This window comes from Micromonospora sp. NPDC000442 (assembly GCF_042898635.1).
GTDB lineage: Bacteria > Actinomycetota > Actinomycetes > Mycobacteriales > Micromonosporaceae > Micromonospora.
The window spans coordinates 27,040-41,240 of record NZ_JBIAYZ010000027.1 but is presented as its reverse complement, the minus strand read 5'-3'; the positions used below and the strand labels follow the sequence as shown (position 1 = coordinate 41,240).

The following is a 14,201-nucleotide window of genomic DNA, read 5'->3' as shown; positions in this document are numbered from 1 at the left end:
CGGCGGGCCGGACCCCTGTCGCCGGGGTTCGGCCCGCCGGGTCAGTCGGGCAGTGCGGCGCGGCGGGTCAGCCGGAAGTGCTGTCGCTTGCCGTCGTCGCGGATCACCACGCCGTAGCGGGACAGTTCGGCGCGCAGCTCCTTGGCCTCGCCGCCCCGGTCGTGCTCCAACGCCTCCCGCCGGGCCCGCAGCAGCGCATCCGCGCCGGCCGGCAGGCCGGGCAGGTCGGGCACCCAGAGCCGGTACGCCGCGTGGTGCGGATCCGCCTCCGCCCACGGCCAACCGTGCTCCCGGAAAGCTTCGGCCAGTTGGTTGGCCGGCAGGTCGCTGGACTGCCGGGCCAGCTCGGCGTCGTCCGCGTCGAGCAGCACCAGGTTCTTGCCGTCCAGGTAGACCGCCTGGGTGTCCCGTCGTTCGATCTCCCGTTCGGAGCTGCCCTGACGCAGCCGCACCCCGGTGCCGGAGACGGTCACGCGTACCCGCTCGGCGGTGCCGATGGCGGCGATGACCAGCCCGACCAGGATGCCGACCGCCACCCCACCGGGCAGGGCGTACCGGTCGGGCAGGCCGTCGACGGCGCGGAACAGGCCCTGCGCCGGAGCCCAGGGCAGGTCGGCCACCCAACCCGCCCCGGCCACCAGCAACCCACCCAGCGCGCCGCCGACCAGCGGGATCCCGCCCCAGAGCACGACCAGTTCGGCGACGCCACCGCTTACCACTGTCGGCGTCCCGTACGCCCTCACGCCACCTCCCGCCGCATGGTGCGGACCGTACCGGCGACCACCGGCACGACCAACCACAGCAGCAGTGACACCGCCAGTCGCTGCCACTGCCCAACGGTCACCTCGGCCGTGAACAGCGGCTCCATGGTCCGCCCGGTGTCCAGCCACTCGGCCGCGCGGTTCAGCGGCCGGACCAGTTCTCCCACGATCGACCAGATGATCGGCAGTACCAGGTAGGTCACGATGGCCAACGGGGTGTTCAACAGCAGCAGCCCGAACCCCGCGCCCATCAGCACGCTCGCCACCTGGAACACCACGGCGTGCGCCACCAGGGCCGCCTCGATCCGCCAGGTGCCCGCGCCACCCGTGGCACCGGCGATCGCCGTGCCGACGGCGGCGAACGCCAGGCTGCTCAGCACCGCCCCGAGCGCCGCCAGCACCACCGCGACGAGCTTGGCGGTGATCACCCGTTCCCGGCGGGGCACCAGGGCGAACGTGGTGAGTGCGGTGCGCTGGGACCACTCACTGGTGATCGACAGGATGCCGAGCACCGGAAGGAGCACCCCGACCGGCAGCAGCGCGGTGGTGAAGAAGATTGTGAAGTTCTGTTCCGGTGCTTCGGCGTACACCAGGAGGAGCGCGACGATCACGGCGCTGATCAGGCCGATGGTGATCAGCAGCCAGCGGCCGGCCCGGGTGTCGACGAGCTTGCGCAGCTCCACGGCGGTCAGCCGGGCCAGCGACGGTCGGTGTTCGCCCGGGCGGTGACCCGGGGTGACCTCTGGTGCGGTGCTGACGGTGGTCATCGGACGACCTCCCCGGTCGGTTCGGTGCTGGTGGTGGAGTGCATGACGGGGCCCGCTGCGGTGGCGGTCAGGGTGAGGAACAGCTGTTCCAGGCCACCGCCGCCGGCCGGACGCAGCTCGGTGAGGACCAGCCCGGCGCTCAGCGCGACCTCACCGACCGCGTCGGTGTCGGCGCCGACCAGCAGGCCCTCGGAGCCCTCGCTGACCGTCAGGCCGGCCCGCTGCAGCGCGGCCCGTAACGCCGCACCGTCGCGGGCCCGCACCACGGTGCCGGCACCGGCCAGCAACTCGTCCTTGCCGCCCTGGGCCACGATCCGGCCACCCCCGATGACCACCAGCCGGTCCGCGACCGCCTCCACCTCGCGTAGCAGGTGGGAGGAGAGCAGCACGGTGCCGCCCCGGTCGGCGAAGTCCCGGAGCAGGCCACGCATCCAGAAGATCCCTTCCGGGTCCAGGCCGTTGGCCGGCTCGTCCAGGATCAGCACCCGGGGGTCACCCAGCAACGCGTGTGCCAGGCCGAGCCGCTGACGCATGCCCAGCGAGTACGCCCGCACCCGCCGCCGGGCCGCCGTCGGGCCCAGCCCCACCCGGTCGAGCACCGCACCGACCCGGTGCCGGTCGACGCCCATCGTCGACGCGGCCACGGTCAGCGCCTCCCGGCCGGTCCGCCCGGCGTGCTGGGCGGAGGCGTCCAGCAGCACCCCGACCGTACGGCCCGGGTTGGGCAGCTGCCGGTACGGCTGACCGTCGACGGTGGCGGTGCCGGCGGTCGGTGGGGTGAGCCCGCAGATCATGCGCATGGTGGTGGACTTGCCGGCCCCGTTGGGGCCCAGGAAACCGGTGACCGTGCCCGGTTCGCAGTGGAACGACACGTCCTCGACGGCGGTGTGCCGCCCGTACCGTTTGGTGAGCTGATGTACGGCGATCATGTCGGTGAGCCTGTCTGAGCCGGCCGGCCACCCGCAGCGGCCATCGGTCTGCCCCGCGCAGACCAAGGTCGATACTCAGGTCTCGACTTTGGTAGCTGGTCCGGTGCCCGACCGGCTGCCTACCATTGCGCCTGTGACCAGCGCCGTCGTACTCGATCACCCGGGTCTGCTGCCCGGGGCGCTGGACCCTGGGGTGGGCCGCCGGTCGCGGCGCACCCCCCGCGACTGGCTGGTCGACAGCCTCGCCTTCCTGGCCTGTCTGGCCTGGGTGGTGCTGGCCACCTTCGACGCCGCCTCACCGAGTCCGGCGCTGGCCGACCGGCTGCCCCACGACTGGATGATCGCGGCCGACGCGCTCCTGGGTCAGCTCTGCACGGCGGCGCTCTGGTTACGGCGTCGCTGGCCGGTGGGAGTGGCGCTGGTGACGCTGCCGCTGGGGCTGTTCTCCATCGCGTCCGCCGCCGCGCTGTTGATCATCTTTTTCACTGTGGTGGTGCACCGTCGGACTGCGGTCGCTCTGGCCGTCACCGGGGCCGGGCTCTTCACCAACTTCTTCTTCGCCCTGCTGCGTCCCGAGCCTGGCAGCCCGTACTGGATATCCACCCTCTGGGGCGTGGTGATCACCCTGCTGGTGCTGGCCTGGGGGATGTTCGTGCGGGCGCGCCGGCAGCTGGTGCTGTCGCTGCGCGAGCGCGCCGAGCGGGCCGAGGCCGAGCAGCAACTACGCGTCGCCCAGGCCCGGCAGTTGGAGCGCACCCGCATCGCCCGGGAGATGCACGACGTGCTCGCCCACCGGATCTCGCTGCTCAGCCTGCACGCCGGGGCGCTGGAGTTCCGACCCGACGCGCCCGCCCAGGAGGTGGCCCGGGCCGCCGGGGTGATCCGGGGCAGCGCGCACGCCGCCCTTCAGGACCTGCGCGAGGTGATCGGCGTGCTGCGGGCCGAGACCTCGCTCCCCGACGACCCGGAACGCCCCCAGCCGACCCTCGACGACCTGCCCGCCCTGATCGCCGAGTCCCGGGCCGCCGGGGTCCGCGTCGGCCTGCGGGAGCAGGTGTCGACGCCGGACCGCCTGCCGGTGGCCGTGGGACGCAGCGTCTACCGCATCGTGCAGGAGGGGCTCACAAACGCCCGCAAGCACGCCCACGGCGCCGCCGTCACCGTCGGCCTCAGCGGTGCACCCGGTGACGGGCTGCTCGTGGAGATCCGCAACCGCAGGCCGGTGGGCGAGCTGTTCGGGACGACCATCCCCGGCACCGGCACCGGCCTGGTCGGCATCGCCGAGCGGGTCAGTCTCGCCGGCGGCCGGCTGGAGCACGGCAGTGACGAGCAGGGCGACTTCCGGTTGGCCGCGTGGCTGCCGTGGCCGGCGACGTGACCGGCCCGGTGCCGGCCGCCGCCGAGGGCAGTGGCGCGGTGCCGGCGGCGGCTGGCTCCGACGCTCCCGCTGCCGGCGGCAACCACCAAGTGCGGATCCTGATCGTGGATGACGACGCGCTGGTACGCGCCGGGTTGTCGATGATCCTCGGCGGTACGCCCGACCTGAAGGTGGTCGGCGAGGCGGCCGACGGTAGCGAGGTCGTTCGGGCCGTCGCCGCGTGCCGGCCGGACGTGGTGCTGATGGACATCCGGATGCCCCGCCTGGACGGGCTGGCCGCCACCGAGGCGCTGCGCGCGCTGCCCCGGCCGCCGGAGGTGCTCGTGCTGACCACGTTCGACGCGGACGAGCACGTGCTGCGGGCGCTGCGGGCCGGTGCCGGCGGGTTCCTGCTGAAGGACACCCCGCCGGTGGAGATTGTGCGGGCGGTGCGCCGGGTGGCGGCCGGCGAGGCGACCCTGTCGCCGACGGTCACCCGGACCCTGATCGAGCACGTCACGGCCGGACCGGCGGCCGACCCGCGACGGGACCGGGCCGCCCGGCTGATCGAGGGCCTGACCGAGCGGGAACGTGCCGTCGCCGTGGCGCTGGGCATGGGGCGCACCAACGCCGAGATCGCCGCCGAGCTGTACATGAGCGTGGCCACCGTCAAGGCGTACGTGTCCCGGCTGCTGACCCGTCTCGGGCTCAACAACCGGGTGCAGGTGGCCCTGCTCGTACACGACGCCGGGCTGGTCTGAAACCGGTTTGAACCATCCCGCTCCGGTGGCCGTACCACTGCCCGAGGTGCGGTGCTCAAGCGCACCGCTACCGGAGCTGCGGGAGGTCTGCCGTGCGAGTTGATGAGCAGTCGACGGATCCCATCGATCAGATTCTGGGTGAGTTGCCGGTCCCGACGCCGTTGACCCCTGAGGATGTCCGGCTGGCCGTCCGGGCGGTGGTCGTGCACGCGGCCGAGGAGTGGCCGTCCGGGGCGCTGTGCCGCAACGACGGTGCCCGGTTCCCCTGCCGGCTGCATCGTTGGGGTCGGAAGGTACTGCTGAACCACGGGCTCAACGAGCGTCAGCTCGACGCCCTCATCCGGCACGGCAATCCGTTCGTGCACGTGCCGTTCCCGTTCCTGATCAACGGGCCGTCGGCGGGACGTACCCCCGCCGCACGTCCGGCTGGCACCGACCGTGCCGCCGGTTACCCGCCGCGGGCCGCCGGACATCCGGGGCGGCCCGACCGCGCCGCCGGATACCCGGCGCGTGGCCCGGCACCCCGGGTGGCCGCCCCGGTCGGGCGTACCGGTGTGCGGACGCCCGGCTCCGGCCGGCCGGTGGCACCCCCCGCCACCGCGCCCCGCTGGCCGCGGGCGAGCTGAGCGGGCTCGCCCGTCGGCGGTACGACGCCGGCCCGGAGCGCGGGGTCATTCCCCGCCCGCGCCCGGGCCGGCGTCGCGATGCACCGTGCGATCAGCGGTTCCCGGCGGGGATTCCGCAGTTGGGCGCCGCCCAGTAGGTGTTGTTCGTTTGGCGGTCCTGGTTGTTCTCCCGCCGCGAGTCCACGTGGACGTGGGTGTTGTGGCCGGAGACGCCGGGCCCGATGATGCCGCTGAAGCCGTGGTTGCGGGCCTGGCGGGCGATCTGGCACAGCGACTTGTCGTTCGAGATGAGGTCGGCGGCGTTGCCGTAGAGGTGCTGGCTGTCCGACGCCCCGCCCACCCGGTTGTTGCAGGTGCGGCTGCGGAACCCGCTGGTCACGATCAGCGGATCGTCGCCGAGGCTCTTGCGCAGCGCCTCCAGCTTCCACATGGTGCGCAGCGCGTTCTGCCGGGTCTGCCTGGTGCTCAGCGGGCCGCCGTCCCACCCGCTGCCGCCGCAGCCGTCGTCCATCTCGCGGTAGGCGAAGTGCCGGGGCGTGCAGTTGTTGTCCTGGAGCTGGTACAGCTTCCGGAAGGTCTGCGGCCCGGCGATCCCGTCGACCCGGAGGCCGTACGCGGACTGGAAGCGGCGTACCGCGGCGGCGGTCTTCGGGCCGAACCGTCCGTCGAGTTCCACGACGTTGTTGTTGCCGGCCCAGCCGGCTATCCGTAGTTGCAGCTCCCGCACGTCGCTGCCGGAGCGACCCTGGTAGAGGTTGCGGTCCCAGGTGTAGCAGCCGTCCGCATGGGCCGCTGGCGCGGCGACCACCGAGGCGATCGCGGCGCCTGGCAGGGCCAGGGCGAGGGCGACGACTGCCCGTTTCAAGGTGTGTACGCGCACAGAAGTCCTCCCGATAGGAGAGTGAATGGGATGGCATCCCGGGACTTCGACCGGGCTGTCCCGTGTATCCACCCTCGCACCGGAGCGGACGATTGGAGGGGATTAACGAGAATTGTCCTCACAATTCGCGATGCCTGGGCATCAGCTGGGAATTAGGCCTGTTTGAGAAACCGGCAATCGGTGGTGAGGGGCCGTAGAGATGCCATTTCGGCGCGGAAGGTCGCAACTGGTGACACGGAGGGTGATGTTCTCCGAGCCTGCCGGCCCGGTAACGTCAGCGCGGGCGACGACGGGGAGGCGGGCGTGGCGCGTGGTGGCATCTTCTGCGTCGAGGGCCAGTGGCACCGGGATCTCAACGAGCGCGGATCCGTGCTGCCCACCCTGGAACTGCTCGAACGGCTGGGCAAGGTCCGCTTCATCCACAAGGACGCGGCCACCCGCGACGAGCTGTTCTACTTCATCGACCGCTGGCTGCTGAAGCAGTACGCCGACCACCGGCTCGGCTTCTTCGCCATGCACGGCGAACCGAACCGGCTGTGCCTCACCGACTGGCATTCGGTCGAACTCACCGAGGTGGCCGAGTTGATGGCCGGGCGCTGCGAGGGACGCCGCCTCTACTTCGGCAGCTGTTCGGTGCTGCGCGCACCCGAGCCGGTGCTGCGGGACTTCCTCGCCGTCACCGGCGCGGCGTTGATCTGCGGCTTCACCCGCGAGGTGGACTGGGTCGAGTCGGCGGCCTTCGAGACCGTCCTGCTCGACGTGCTCGCCAACGGCCGCCGGCACAACGCCGCCGAGCTGCGGATGGGCTCGGCGCACTGGGCACCCCTCGCCTCGTACCTGGGCTTCCGGATCATCTACGCCAACGGTCGGGCCTGGCGACCGTCGCTGCGCCCCCGCGTACCCAGCCAGCCGTCCGCCGGTCAGCACGCCTGAGTGCTGGTAGAAACGAGCGATGGCACGCATGATCGCTCGTAACACCCCGGTCGACCGGGACGAACTTGTCGAGTTTCTCCGACCCCGGCACCGGGTGGTGCTGATGACAACCCGCGCCGACGGCCGACCGCAGTCCTCTCCCGTCGCCGCCGGGGTGGACGCCGCAGGCCGGCTGGTGATCTCCAGCTATCCGGAGCGGGCGAAGGTCGCCAACATCCGCCGCGACCCTCGCGTGTCGGCCTGTGTGCTCTCCGACGACTGGAACGGCCCGTGGGTGCAGATCGACGGGCAGGCCGAGGTGCTCGACCTGCCCGACGCCCTCGAACCGCTGGTGGAGTACTTCCGCAGCATCTCCGGCGAGCATCCGGACTGGGACGAGTACCGCGAGGCGATGCGGCGGCAGGGCAAGTCGTTGATCAGGATCACCATCACCGGGTGGGGTCCGGTGGCAACCGGAGGCTTTCCCGCTCGACTGGCCGACTGACCCGGGCGGGGCACGGCGGATGCCGCGCCCCGCCCGGGGTTCAGCGCCGAGCCGTCGCGTACGTGGCGCAGCCGATCAGTTCCATCGACACCTGGAGCCGTTCCAGGCTGATGTTCTTGGCGATGGTGTCCTCCGGGCTGTGGTACGGCGGCTCCAGCAACGCCGGTGACTCCTCGCCGCGCCAGGAGAAGTTCGCGCTGGCGATGCCGGCCTCCTGGAACGACTGGTGGTCGCTGGCGCCGCGCTGGGTGACCGGCGAGATCCGCGGCTCGTAGCCGAGGCGCCGGGCGGCGGCGGAGACCTCGTCGGTGGCCCGGTTGCTCTCGCCGGTGAACGACAACAGCCAGTACCGGGTCGCCGGGTCCCAGCTGGTCGCGACCATGTCGTTCTGATAGACGGCGAGGATCCGGTCCCGTTCGGGCTGCGGCAGCTGGGCCACGTAGTAGCGCGAACCGATCAGCCCCTGTTCCTCCGAGCCCCACAGGGCGAACCGCACCGTGGCATTGATCGGTACCGCCTTCAACACGCGGGCCAGTTCCAGGCAGAGCACGGTGCCCGAGCCGTCGTCGTTGGCGCCCGGAGCGCCGATGACCGAGTCGTAGTGGGCGCTGACCATGACGACCGGCCCGTCGCAACCCGCCCGACCGCGTCGCTCGGCCAACACGTTGTGCGAGGTCAGCCCCCGGTGGGCGGTGGTGGCAATGGTCAGGGTGAGCGGCCCGGCCGCCAGCAGGGCGCGCAGCCGGTGCTTCTGCGCCTGAGCCACCCCGACGACCGGGATCGGCAGCGGCGCGGCGGCGGAGCCGGGCAGCGTGGGGGAGAACGCCGACGCGCGACGGGGCGCGACCAGGTCGGCCGGCAGGAAGACCACGGCTGCCGCACCGGCCGCCACGGCGGTGGCGGCGAGCTGTTCGCGCTGGGCCGCGACATAGTCCACAAGCACGATCCGGCCGCTGACGTCGGCCGGGTAGTCGCCGGGCGTACCCGCGCCGACATCGACCACGGAGGCGGTGACCCTGGTGTCCAACGCGGCCTGCCCGCTCGCCCCGACCTGCCAGTTCAGGTCCCGGGGCAGCCCGGACGGCGAGCTGAGCTGGGCGAGGAACTTGTCGGCGACCGGGAAGGGTTGCAGCGTGGTGTCGTAGCGCAGCCGGTCGAGCTGACCGGCGATGTAGTGCGCCGCCCGGCGCTCCGAGTCGGTGCCGCCGATCCGCGGGCCGATGTCCTCGGAGAGCACCTTCAGGTGTTGCAGGGCGCGCTGCGCCGACAGTTGGGCCACGACGACCCGGTCCTGCGGGGTGAGGGCCGGGGGTCGGTGCGCGCCCGGGCGCTGGCCGGTGGCCGCCCAGGCGGGGGCGGGCAGCGCCACGGTGGCGGCGCCACCGAGTGCGACGGTCAACATCCGTCGCCGGTCGAGCAAGCCTGATCCGGTGGAGCGGGACGATTCGTGCGGGGTTGTCACGGTGTCGTCGAGCGAGGCCAAGACGGCGCCCTCCTGATTCGAGGTCCGACCCGCGCGTCAGGGGTGTGACGTCCGGGTCACAGAGACTCGAATCTATCCGGCGGGCTGCCGGCGCTCAAGATCAGAGATCAGTACGCGGCGGTGAAGCGCATGTTCGGGAAGCGCTCGTTCTCGATCTCGTCGACCACCGCGACCGCCAGGTCCTCGTAACTGAGCACGCTGCGGCCCTGCGCGTCGGTCACCGGCTGGTCAGTGCCGGTGCGGTACCGGCCGGTGCGCTCGCCCGGGTGGAACTCCAGCGGTGGCGGGCAGACGTACGTCCAGGTCACCCCGTCGGCCGAGGAGCGGTAGACATCCAGGGCCTCCGCCTGCCCCAACGCGGCGTCGCGGTACTCGTCGGGAAAGTCCGGGTCGTCGAGCAGCGGGGTACCCGCTGGGCTCAGCAGGGTGGCACCGCCGCCGACGTGGATCACCCGAGGCGCCGCCGGCATCCCGTGCAACGCGTCGAGCACGGCCCGCGCCGCGTCGGGCCACAGCGTGCGGTTGCCGCCGCCGATCGCCACCACCAGCGCATCCGCCTCCGGCGCGAGTTCCCGCACGCTCCGCTCACTTGTCGCGTCCCCGGTGACGACCCGAACCCCGGCCGGCAGGTACGGCGCGTCCGCCTCCGGGCGGCGTACCGCGGCCACCACCCGGTGCCCTCGGTTGAACGCCTCCCTGACGATCCGGGAACCCGCGGTGCCGGCCGCACCGAACACGACGACGTCACTCACGCCGCCGCCCGCTTCGCGGATCGGCGGCGCGAGGCGCCCGCTGCTGTGCCTGATGGCTCGCTCGCAAGCTCGCTCACGCCGCCACCCCGCTTCGCGTGGCGGCGGCGCGAGGCGCCCGCTGCTGTGCCTGATGGTTCGCTCGCAAGCTCGCTCACGCCTCCAGGCTAGGCAGGAGAACTGGTGAGCGTCGGCGGAACCGGTCAGTCGACGAGCGCCGAGTAGACCAGCTGGCGTAGCTGCGAGCGGAGCGGCCAGGTACTCGACGGCATCAGCTGGGTGAAGAACAGGGCGGTGATCTCTTCGACCGGGTCGACCCAGAACGCGGTGCTGGCCACGCCGCCCCAGTAGTACTCGCCGACACTGCTCGGTACCCGGCTCGGCACGGGGTCGTCGACGACCGCGAAGCCGAGACCGAACCCGATGCCGTCGAGGTTGGTCTCGGCGAACCCGCCCGTGGACAGGGTGCCCAGGTCCTGCCCATCAGGCAGGTGGTTGCGAGTCATGAAGCGCACCGTCCGGGGACCGAGCAGACGCGTGCCGTCCAGCTCACCGCCGCGCAGCAGCAGCTGGGTGAAGCGGTGGTAGTCGGCGGCCGACGAGATCAGCCCACCGCCTCCGGAGAGCAGCACCGGCTTCTCGTACGCCAGCGCGCCCAGCGCGTCGTGACGTACCGCGCGACCGGACGCCGGGTCCGGCACGTACAGGGCGGCCAGCCGTTCGGCGTCGGCGCCCTCGACGTGCCAGCGGGTGTCGCCCATGCCCAGCGGACGCAGGATCCGTTCGGTCAGGAAGGTGTCCAGGCTCTGCCCGGAGACGACCTCGATCAGCCGGCCGAGCACGTCGGTGGCGACCGAGTAGCCCCAGGCAGTGCCGGGCTGGAACAGCAGCGGCAACTCACCGAAGACCCGGCAGGCCCCGGCCAGGTCGACCTCGGCCGGCGGGTAGAGGTCGTAGCCGGCGGCCCGGTACAGCCCGTCGACCACCGACGTCTGCATGAAGCCGTAGGTCAGCCCGGCGGTGTGGGTGAGCAGGTGCCAGATCCGGATCGGCTCGATCGCCGGCACGGTGTACGGCTTGAGCGTCGAACCCTTCGAGTAGACCCGCATGTCGGCGAACTCGGGCAGCCAGCGCCCGATCTCGTCGGTCAGCTCGAAGCGGCCCTCCTCCCAGAGCATCATCGCCGCGACCGAGGTGACCGGCTTGGTCATCGAGTAGATCCGCCAGAGGGTGTCCGACTGCACCGGCGTGCCCGCCTCGCGGTCCCGCAACCCGTACGTCGAACTGTGCGCGATCTCGCCACGCCGGGTGACCACCGCCTGCCAGCCGGCGAGCCGGCCGGAGTCGACGTAGCTGGCGAAGTGTTCGTCGATCCGGGCCAGCCGCGTCGGGTCGAATCCGACCTGCTCCGGCTCGATGCTGGATGCCATGCTCACCCCAGGGAACCTACCGGCCGGTACGCGGGGCGGGGAAGGCATGTTGTCGGGGTCACTGGTTAGCCTGCGGGACATGCCGGAGCCGACCGAGGACGTCACCTTCCACGACGAGGACTGGTACGCCGAGGACCTGGCGGACCGGCACTTCGTCAACTGCACCTTCCACCGGGTGGATCTCACCGAGGCGACCAGCCGGGGTGCCACCTTCGAAGGCTGCACCTTCGGTGACGTGACGTTCAACGTCTCCCGGCACGCCGACTCGGCCTTCACCCGGTGCGTCTTCACCCGGTGCAACCTGTTCGAGGCGGAGTTCACCGGCTGCAAGCTGCTGGGCAGCACCTTCGACCGTTGTGACCTGCGGCCGTTGACCGTGACCGGAGGCGACTGGTCGTTCCTCACCCTCGCCGGTGGCGACCTGCGCGGCGCGCGGTTCACCGGCGTACGGATGCGGGAGACCGACCTGTCCGGGGCCGACCTGACGGGTGCGTCGCTGACCGGGTGCGACCTGTCCGAGGTGCAGTGGCGCGACGCCCGGCTGTCCGGTGCCGACCTGCGCGGCAGTAATCTGGCCGGGCTGGATCCGGCCACGGTGCACCGGGCCGGGACGGTCATCGACCTGATGCAGGCGGCGACCCTGGCCCGGGCCCTCGGCTTCGACATCCGCGACTGACCGCCCGTTCGGCGGCCCGCTTCGGCAGTAGCCTGGTCGGCGACCGTCCCACACGACGGAGACGACCCGGGGAGGACGAGCAATGCCCGCTTTCGCGTTGGCGCACCTGCGGAACCCGCAGGTCAATGAGGATATTCTGACCTACCTGGAGCGGATCCAGGCCACGCTGGAGCCTTTCGGTGGCCGGTTCGTGGTGCACGGCCCGGAGGCGGACGTACGCGAGGGAGAGTGGCCGGGCACCGTGGTCATCCTCGAGTTCCCCGACCGGCAGCAGGCACACGCCTGGTACGACTCGCCGGCCTACCAGGAGATCCTGCCGCTGCGTACGCGGCACATCGACGCCTCGGCGATCATCTTCGACGGGGTGGGCCCCGGCTACGACCCCGGCCAGACCGCGACGGCACTGCGGGCGCAGGCGGCGGCCGGCTGAGCCCACGGGACAGTTTGTCCGTCACTCCGGGTCCATCGGGTCGTAACGTCCTGCTGTCCGTGTTCGACCGTCCTGTGTGGAGGCCAGGCCGATGAACAGCAGCAGCAGTACCGTCCGTCCCGCCCCGCCCGACGGCGAGTGGCCCGGGGTGGGGCTGCGGGAGATTCCGCTGCCGCCGTACGTGACCGCCGAGGATGCCCAGTTCGCCGTGCGGGCTGTCGTGGTGCACGCGCCACGGAACTGGTCGGGCGGCACGGTCTGCCGCAACGACGCCAGCCCGCACCCGTGCCGTCTGCATCGGTGGGGCACCCGGGTGCTCGCGCTACGCGGTCTGCACGACGCCGACATCGCCGCGCTGATCGAGCGCGGTGATCCCGCCGCGCCGCTGCCGCCCCGGCCCTCAGCCTGATCGACGGGAGGGGGCGCAACCGGTCCGGGTACCCACGCAACGGGCCGTCACGCCTCCAATTGTGCTGACATCGCTCTATTTGACGGACGCCTCGACAGCGGGCACCGTGGGGGCTGGGAGGGGCCTTGAGCTGCCCCGATGTGGCGGTGGTGGCACCGCCCGGGAGCCCAGAAACCACGAGGAGTCCCACCATGCTCACGATGACCGACAACGCCGTCCTGGTGATCCGTGATCTCGCCGCGCAGCAGGACGTCTCCGAGGACGGCGGCGTACGCATCGCCGCGGACACCACCGCCGGCTCGCTCACCGTCGAGTTGGTGCCCGCGCCGATCGAGGGCGACCATGTGGTCGACAACCAGGGTGCCCGGATCTTCCTCGATTCCGACGCGGCCGACCTGCTCGGTGACGCCTCGGTCGACGCGACCGTCGACGACGAGGGTGTCGTGCAGTTCGGGTTCACCGAGCAGGAGTAGCCCGGGCCAACGCGTTCAGTACGTGGGCCAGATGGTGCGAGGTGCTCCACGCCATCCAGTTGGTTGCCGAGCCGGCCCCGGCGCCGCGCCGCGCCCGGCGCGAGATCTCCTGATCACCCCAGGAGAAGCTCGCACCCGTGGTCGGCCAGTGCGGGCCCGACACCAGCGTGCGACACAGGTCGGCGACCCGCTGGTCGCCCTGTCCCCGGCGGCGCGACCAGCGGTGGATCAACCAGGCGTCGTCGCCGGTGTAGGGGATCGTCAGGTGCCGGTCGACGGTCGGCTGGGCAGCGGCCGGGGTCACGCCGTAGTCGCCGAAGGTGACACCCAGGTCGGCCAGCCGTTGCCAGAGCAGCCAGTCCCAACGATCCACCCGCACCGGCTCGTCGATGGGCAGTCGGGACAGGGCCGGCGGCATGCCACCGGCCACCACGCTCACCGAACGCCAGGCGTGCCGCCGGGTCCAGTCCAGCATCCGCCGGACCCGGGGCTCGACCAGGCGGACGTCCGCCGGGCAGCACACGTCACCGCAGTCGAGCACCAGATCACACTGCTCAGGGGCCAGCCGCGCGTGCCTTCCGATCCGCTCCACGGCCGTGGTGGTGGCGTCGGGGCCGGCCCGGTCCTGGCGTAGCCGCAGGCGCACCACGCCCCGTTGGGGCTGCGCGCGAGCCGTGGCACCGAGCGCCGCCAACCGCCGCTCACCGTCCGTCAGGCCGATCACCGGCACCAGCGGTACGCCCCGACGGGCCAACGCGGACGCCGTGGTGTCGGGTAGGGCGCCGATGTCGACGGCGGGGAGCAGTCCGGGCGGCAGTCGGGTCAGCGGGTCGATGACGTTCTTGTCGACTTCGGACAGTTGCAGGATCGGGCTGAGCATCGGGGCGAGGGCGTCGTCGAGGTGGCCGAGCGCCTCCAGTTCCCCGCGCCGTGCGGCGAGGATGGGACGGTAGACCGGCTCCTCCGCCCGTCCTCCGAGGGCGGGCATCATAATTCAATGTAGCCAGACGATTACCCACCTCCCAGAGGGGAGCAGCGGGAATTCGCCGGACA

General features: G+C 71.9%; 17 protein-coding genes. 9 read left to right on the top strand and 8 right to left on the bottom strand.

From position 1 onward, the window contains the following. Positions 1-41: 41 nt before the first annotated feature. From ACFY2A_RS27975 to ACFY2A_RS27965, 3 genes are read right to left on the bottom strand one after another with little or no spacing between them, the layout of a single operon-like run. Positions 42-743 carry a hypothetical protein gene (locus tag ACFY2A_RS27975; RefSeq protein ID WP_387175960.1) on the bottom strand — a complete coding sequence of 234 codons (702 nt, stop codon included), beginning with the start codon at positions 741-743 and terminating at the stop codon, positions 42-44. Beyond that, positions 740-1,528 carry an ABC transporter permease gene (locus tag ACFY2A_RS27970; protein WP_363916537.1) on the bottom strand — a complete coding sequence of 263 codons (789 nt, stop codon included), beginning with the start codon at positions 1,526-1,528 and terminating at the stop codon, positions 740-742. Before ACFY2A_RS27970 ends, ACFY2A_RS27975 begins: the two co-directional genes overlap by 4 nt. After that, positions 1,525-2,457: an ABC transporter ATP-binding protein gene (locus ACFY2A_RS27965; RefSeq protein WP_387175958.1), complete on the bottom strand. Its 933-nt coding sequence runs from the start codon at positions 2,455-2,457 to the stop codon at positions 1,525-1,527. The genes ACFY2A_RS27970 and ACFY2A_RS27965 overlap by 4 nt, the downstream gene beginning before the upstream one ends. Positions 2,458-2,590: 133 nt before the next feature. Between ACFY2A_RS27965 and ACFY2A_RS27960 the strand changes: the two genes are divergently transcribed. The 3 genes from ACFY2A_RS27960 (at position 2,591) to ACFY2A_RS27950 (ending at position 5,201) form a co-directional block, all read left to right on the top strand. Further along, on the top strand, positions 2,591-3,835 hold the full coding sequence (locus ACFY2A_RS27960; protein ID WP_387175956.1) for a sensor histidine kinase: 1,245 nt from the start codon (positions 2,591-2,593) through the stop codon (positions 3,833-3,835). After that, positions 3,811-4,575 carry a response regulator gene (locus ACFY2A_RS27955; RefSeq protein WP_387175954.1) on the top strand — a complete coding sequence of 255 codons (765 nt, stop codon included), beginning with the start codon at positions 3,811-3,813 and terminating at the stop codon, positions 4,573-4,575. Before ACFY2A_RS27960 ends, ACFY2A_RS27955 begins: the two co-directional genes overlap by 25 nt. A 92-nt stretch (positions 4,576-4,667) precedes the next feature. Beyond that, positions 4,668-5,201, top strand: coding sequence for a hypothetical protein (locus ACFY2A_RS27950; protein WP_363916543.1), 534 nt, complete (start codon positions 4,668-4,670; stop codon positions 5,199-5,201). A 91-nt stretch (positions 5,202-5,292) separates the two neighbouring features. Here the strand turns inward: ACFY2A_RS27950 and ACFY2A_RS27945 are convergent, their stop codons facing one another. Continuing rightward, on the bottom strand, positions 5,293-6,081 hold the full coding sequence (locus ACFY2A_RS27945; RefSeq protein WP_387175952.1) for a D-Ala-D-Ala carboxypeptidase family metallohydrolase: 789 nt from the start codon (positions 6,079-6,081) through the stop codon (positions 5,293-5,295). Positions 6,082-6,384: 303 nt separating this feature from the next. Here ACFY2A_RS27945 and ACFY2A_RS27940 point away from each other — a divergent pair, with 303 nt between their 5' ends. Together ACFY2A_RS27940 and ACFY2A_RS27935 are read left to right on the top strand one after the other, a co-directional pair. Beyond that, positions 6,385-7,014 carry a DUF6642 family protein gene (locus ACFY2A_RS27940; RefSeq protein ID WP_269739628.1) on the top strand — a complete coding sequence of 210 codons (630 nt, stop codon included), beginning with the start codon at positions 6,385-6,387 and terminating at the stop codon, positions 7,012-7,014. Between the two features lie 19 nt (positions 7,015-7,033). Then, positions 7,034-7,498 carry a PPOX class F420-dependent oxidoreductase gene (locus ACFY2A_RS27935; protein WP_387175950.1) on the top strand — a complete coding sequence of 155 codons (465 nt, stop codon included), beginning with the start codon at positions 7,034-7,036 and terminating at the stop codon, positions 7,496-7,498. A gap of 40 nt (positions 7,499-7,538) precedes the next feature. Here ACFY2A_RS27935 and ACFY2A_RS27930 read toward each other — a convergent pair whose 3' ends face one another. From ACFY2A_RS27930 to ACFY2A_RS27920, 3 genes are all read right to left on the bottom strand, one after another. Continuing rightward, positions 7,539-8,900, bottom strand: coding sequence for a M20/M25/M40 family metallo-hydrolase (locus ACFY2A_RS27930; protein WP_387175948.1), 1,362 nt, complete (start codon positions 8,898-8,900; stop codon positions 7,539-7,541). A gap of 188 nt (positions 8,901-9,088) precedes the next feature. Then, complete coding sequence (locus tag ACFY2A_RS27925; RefSeq protein ID WP_387175946.1) at positions 9,089-9,733, bottom strand: NAD(P)-dependent oxidoreductase; 645 nt, start codon at positions 9,731-9,733, stop codon at positions 9,089-9,091. A gap of 200 nt (positions 9,734-9,933) precedes the next feature. After that, on the bottom strand, positions 9,934-11,160 hold the full coding sequence (locus ACFY2A_RS27920) for a serine hydrolase domain-containing protein (protein WP_387175990.1): 1,227 nt from the start codon (positions 11,158-11,160) through the stop codon (positions 9,934-9,936). Positions 11,161-11,239: 79 nt separating this feature from the next. Here ACFY2A_RS27920 and ACFY2A_RS27915 point away from each other — a divergent pair, with 79 nt between their 5' ends. The 4 genes from ACFY2A_RS27915 (at position 11,240) to ACFY2A_RS27900 (ending at position 13,148) form a co-directional block, all read left to right on the top strand. Continuing rightward, positions 11,240-11,836: a pentapeptide repeat-containing protein gene (locus tag ACFY2A_RS27915; RefSeq protein WP_387175944.1), complete on the top strand. Its 597-nt coding sequence runs from the start codon at positions 11,240-11,242 to the stop codon at positions 11,834-11,836. An 82-nt stretch (positions 11,837-11,918) separates the two neighbouring features. Then, entirely contained in the window at positions 11,919-12,266 is a 348-nt protein-coding gene (locus tag ACFY2A_RS27910; RefSeq protein ID WP_387175942.1) for a DUF1330 domain-containing protein, read from the top strand. Between the two features lie 91 nt (positions 12,267-12,357). Then, a complete protein-coding gene (locus ACFY2A_RS27905) occupies positions 12,358-12,675 on the top strand; it encodes a hypothetical protein (RefSeq protein WP_387175940.1) in 318 nt (105 codons plus the stop codon). Positions 12,676-12,866: 191 nt separating this feature from the next. Then, positions 12,867-13,148: an adhesin gene (locus tag ACFY2A_RS27900; protein ID WP_387175938.1), complete on the top strand. Its 282-nt coding sequence runs from the start codon at positions 12,867-12,869 to the stop codon at positions 13,146-13,148. On the opposite strand, the gene ACFY2A_RS27895 is transcribed toward ACFY2A_RS27900, so the two are convergent. Then, a complete protein-coding gene (locus ACFY2A_RS27895) occupies positions 13,132-14,136 on the bottom strand; it encodes a hypothetical protein (protein ID WP_387175936.1) in 1,005 nt (334 codons plus the stop codon). The two genes, ACFY2A_RS27900 and ACFY2A_RS27895, sit on opposite strands and share 17 nt — an antisense overlap. Positions 14,137-14,201 lie beyond the last annotated feature (65 nt).

Excerpts from the sequence above, each read along its gene's own strand:
- ACFY2A_RS27920 (WP_387175990.1), bottom strand. The coding sequence starts at position 11,160 with ATGGCATCCAGCATCGAGCCGGAGCAGGTCGGATTCGACCCGACGCGG.
- ACFY2A_RS27910 (WP_387175942.1), top strand. The coding sequence starts at position 11,919 with ATGCCCGCTTTCGCGTTGGCGCACCTGCGGAACCCGCAGGTCAATGAG.
- ACFY2A_RS27895 (WP_387175936.1), bottom strand. The coding sequence starts at position 14,136 with ATGCCCGCCCTCGGAGGACGGGCGGAGGAGCCGGTCTACCGTCCCATC.
- ACFY2A_RS27905 (WP_387175940.1), top strand. The coding sequence starts at position 12,358 with ATGAACAGCAGCAGCAGTACCGTCCGTCCCGCCCCGCCCGACGGCGAG.
- ACFY2A_RS27930 (WP_387175948.1), bottom strand. The coding sequence starts at position 8,900 with ATGTTGACCGTCGCACTCGGTGGCGCCGCCACCGTGGCGCTGCCCGCC.
- ACFY2A_RS27935 (WP_387175950.1), top strand. The coding sequence starts at position 7,034 with ATGGCACGCATGATCGCTCGTAACACCCCGGTCGACCGGGACGAACTT.
- ACFY2A_RS27970 (WP_363916537.1), bottom strand. The coding sequence starts at position 1,528 with ATGACCACCGTCAGCACCGCACCAGAGGTCACCCCGGGTCACCGCCCG.
- ACFY2A_RS27965 (WP_387175958.1), bottom strand. The coding sequence starts at position 2,457 with ATGATCGCCGTACATCAGCTCACCAAACGGTACGGGCGGCACACCGCC.
- ACFY2A_RS27915 (WP_387175944.1), top strand. The coding sequence starts at position 11,240 with ATGCCGGAGCCGACCGAGGACGTCACCTTCCACGACGAGGACTGGTAC.
- ACFY2A_RS27900 (WP_387175938.1), top strand. The coding sequence starts at position 12,867 with ATGCTCACGATGACCGACAACGCCGTCCTGGTGATCCGTGATCTCGCC.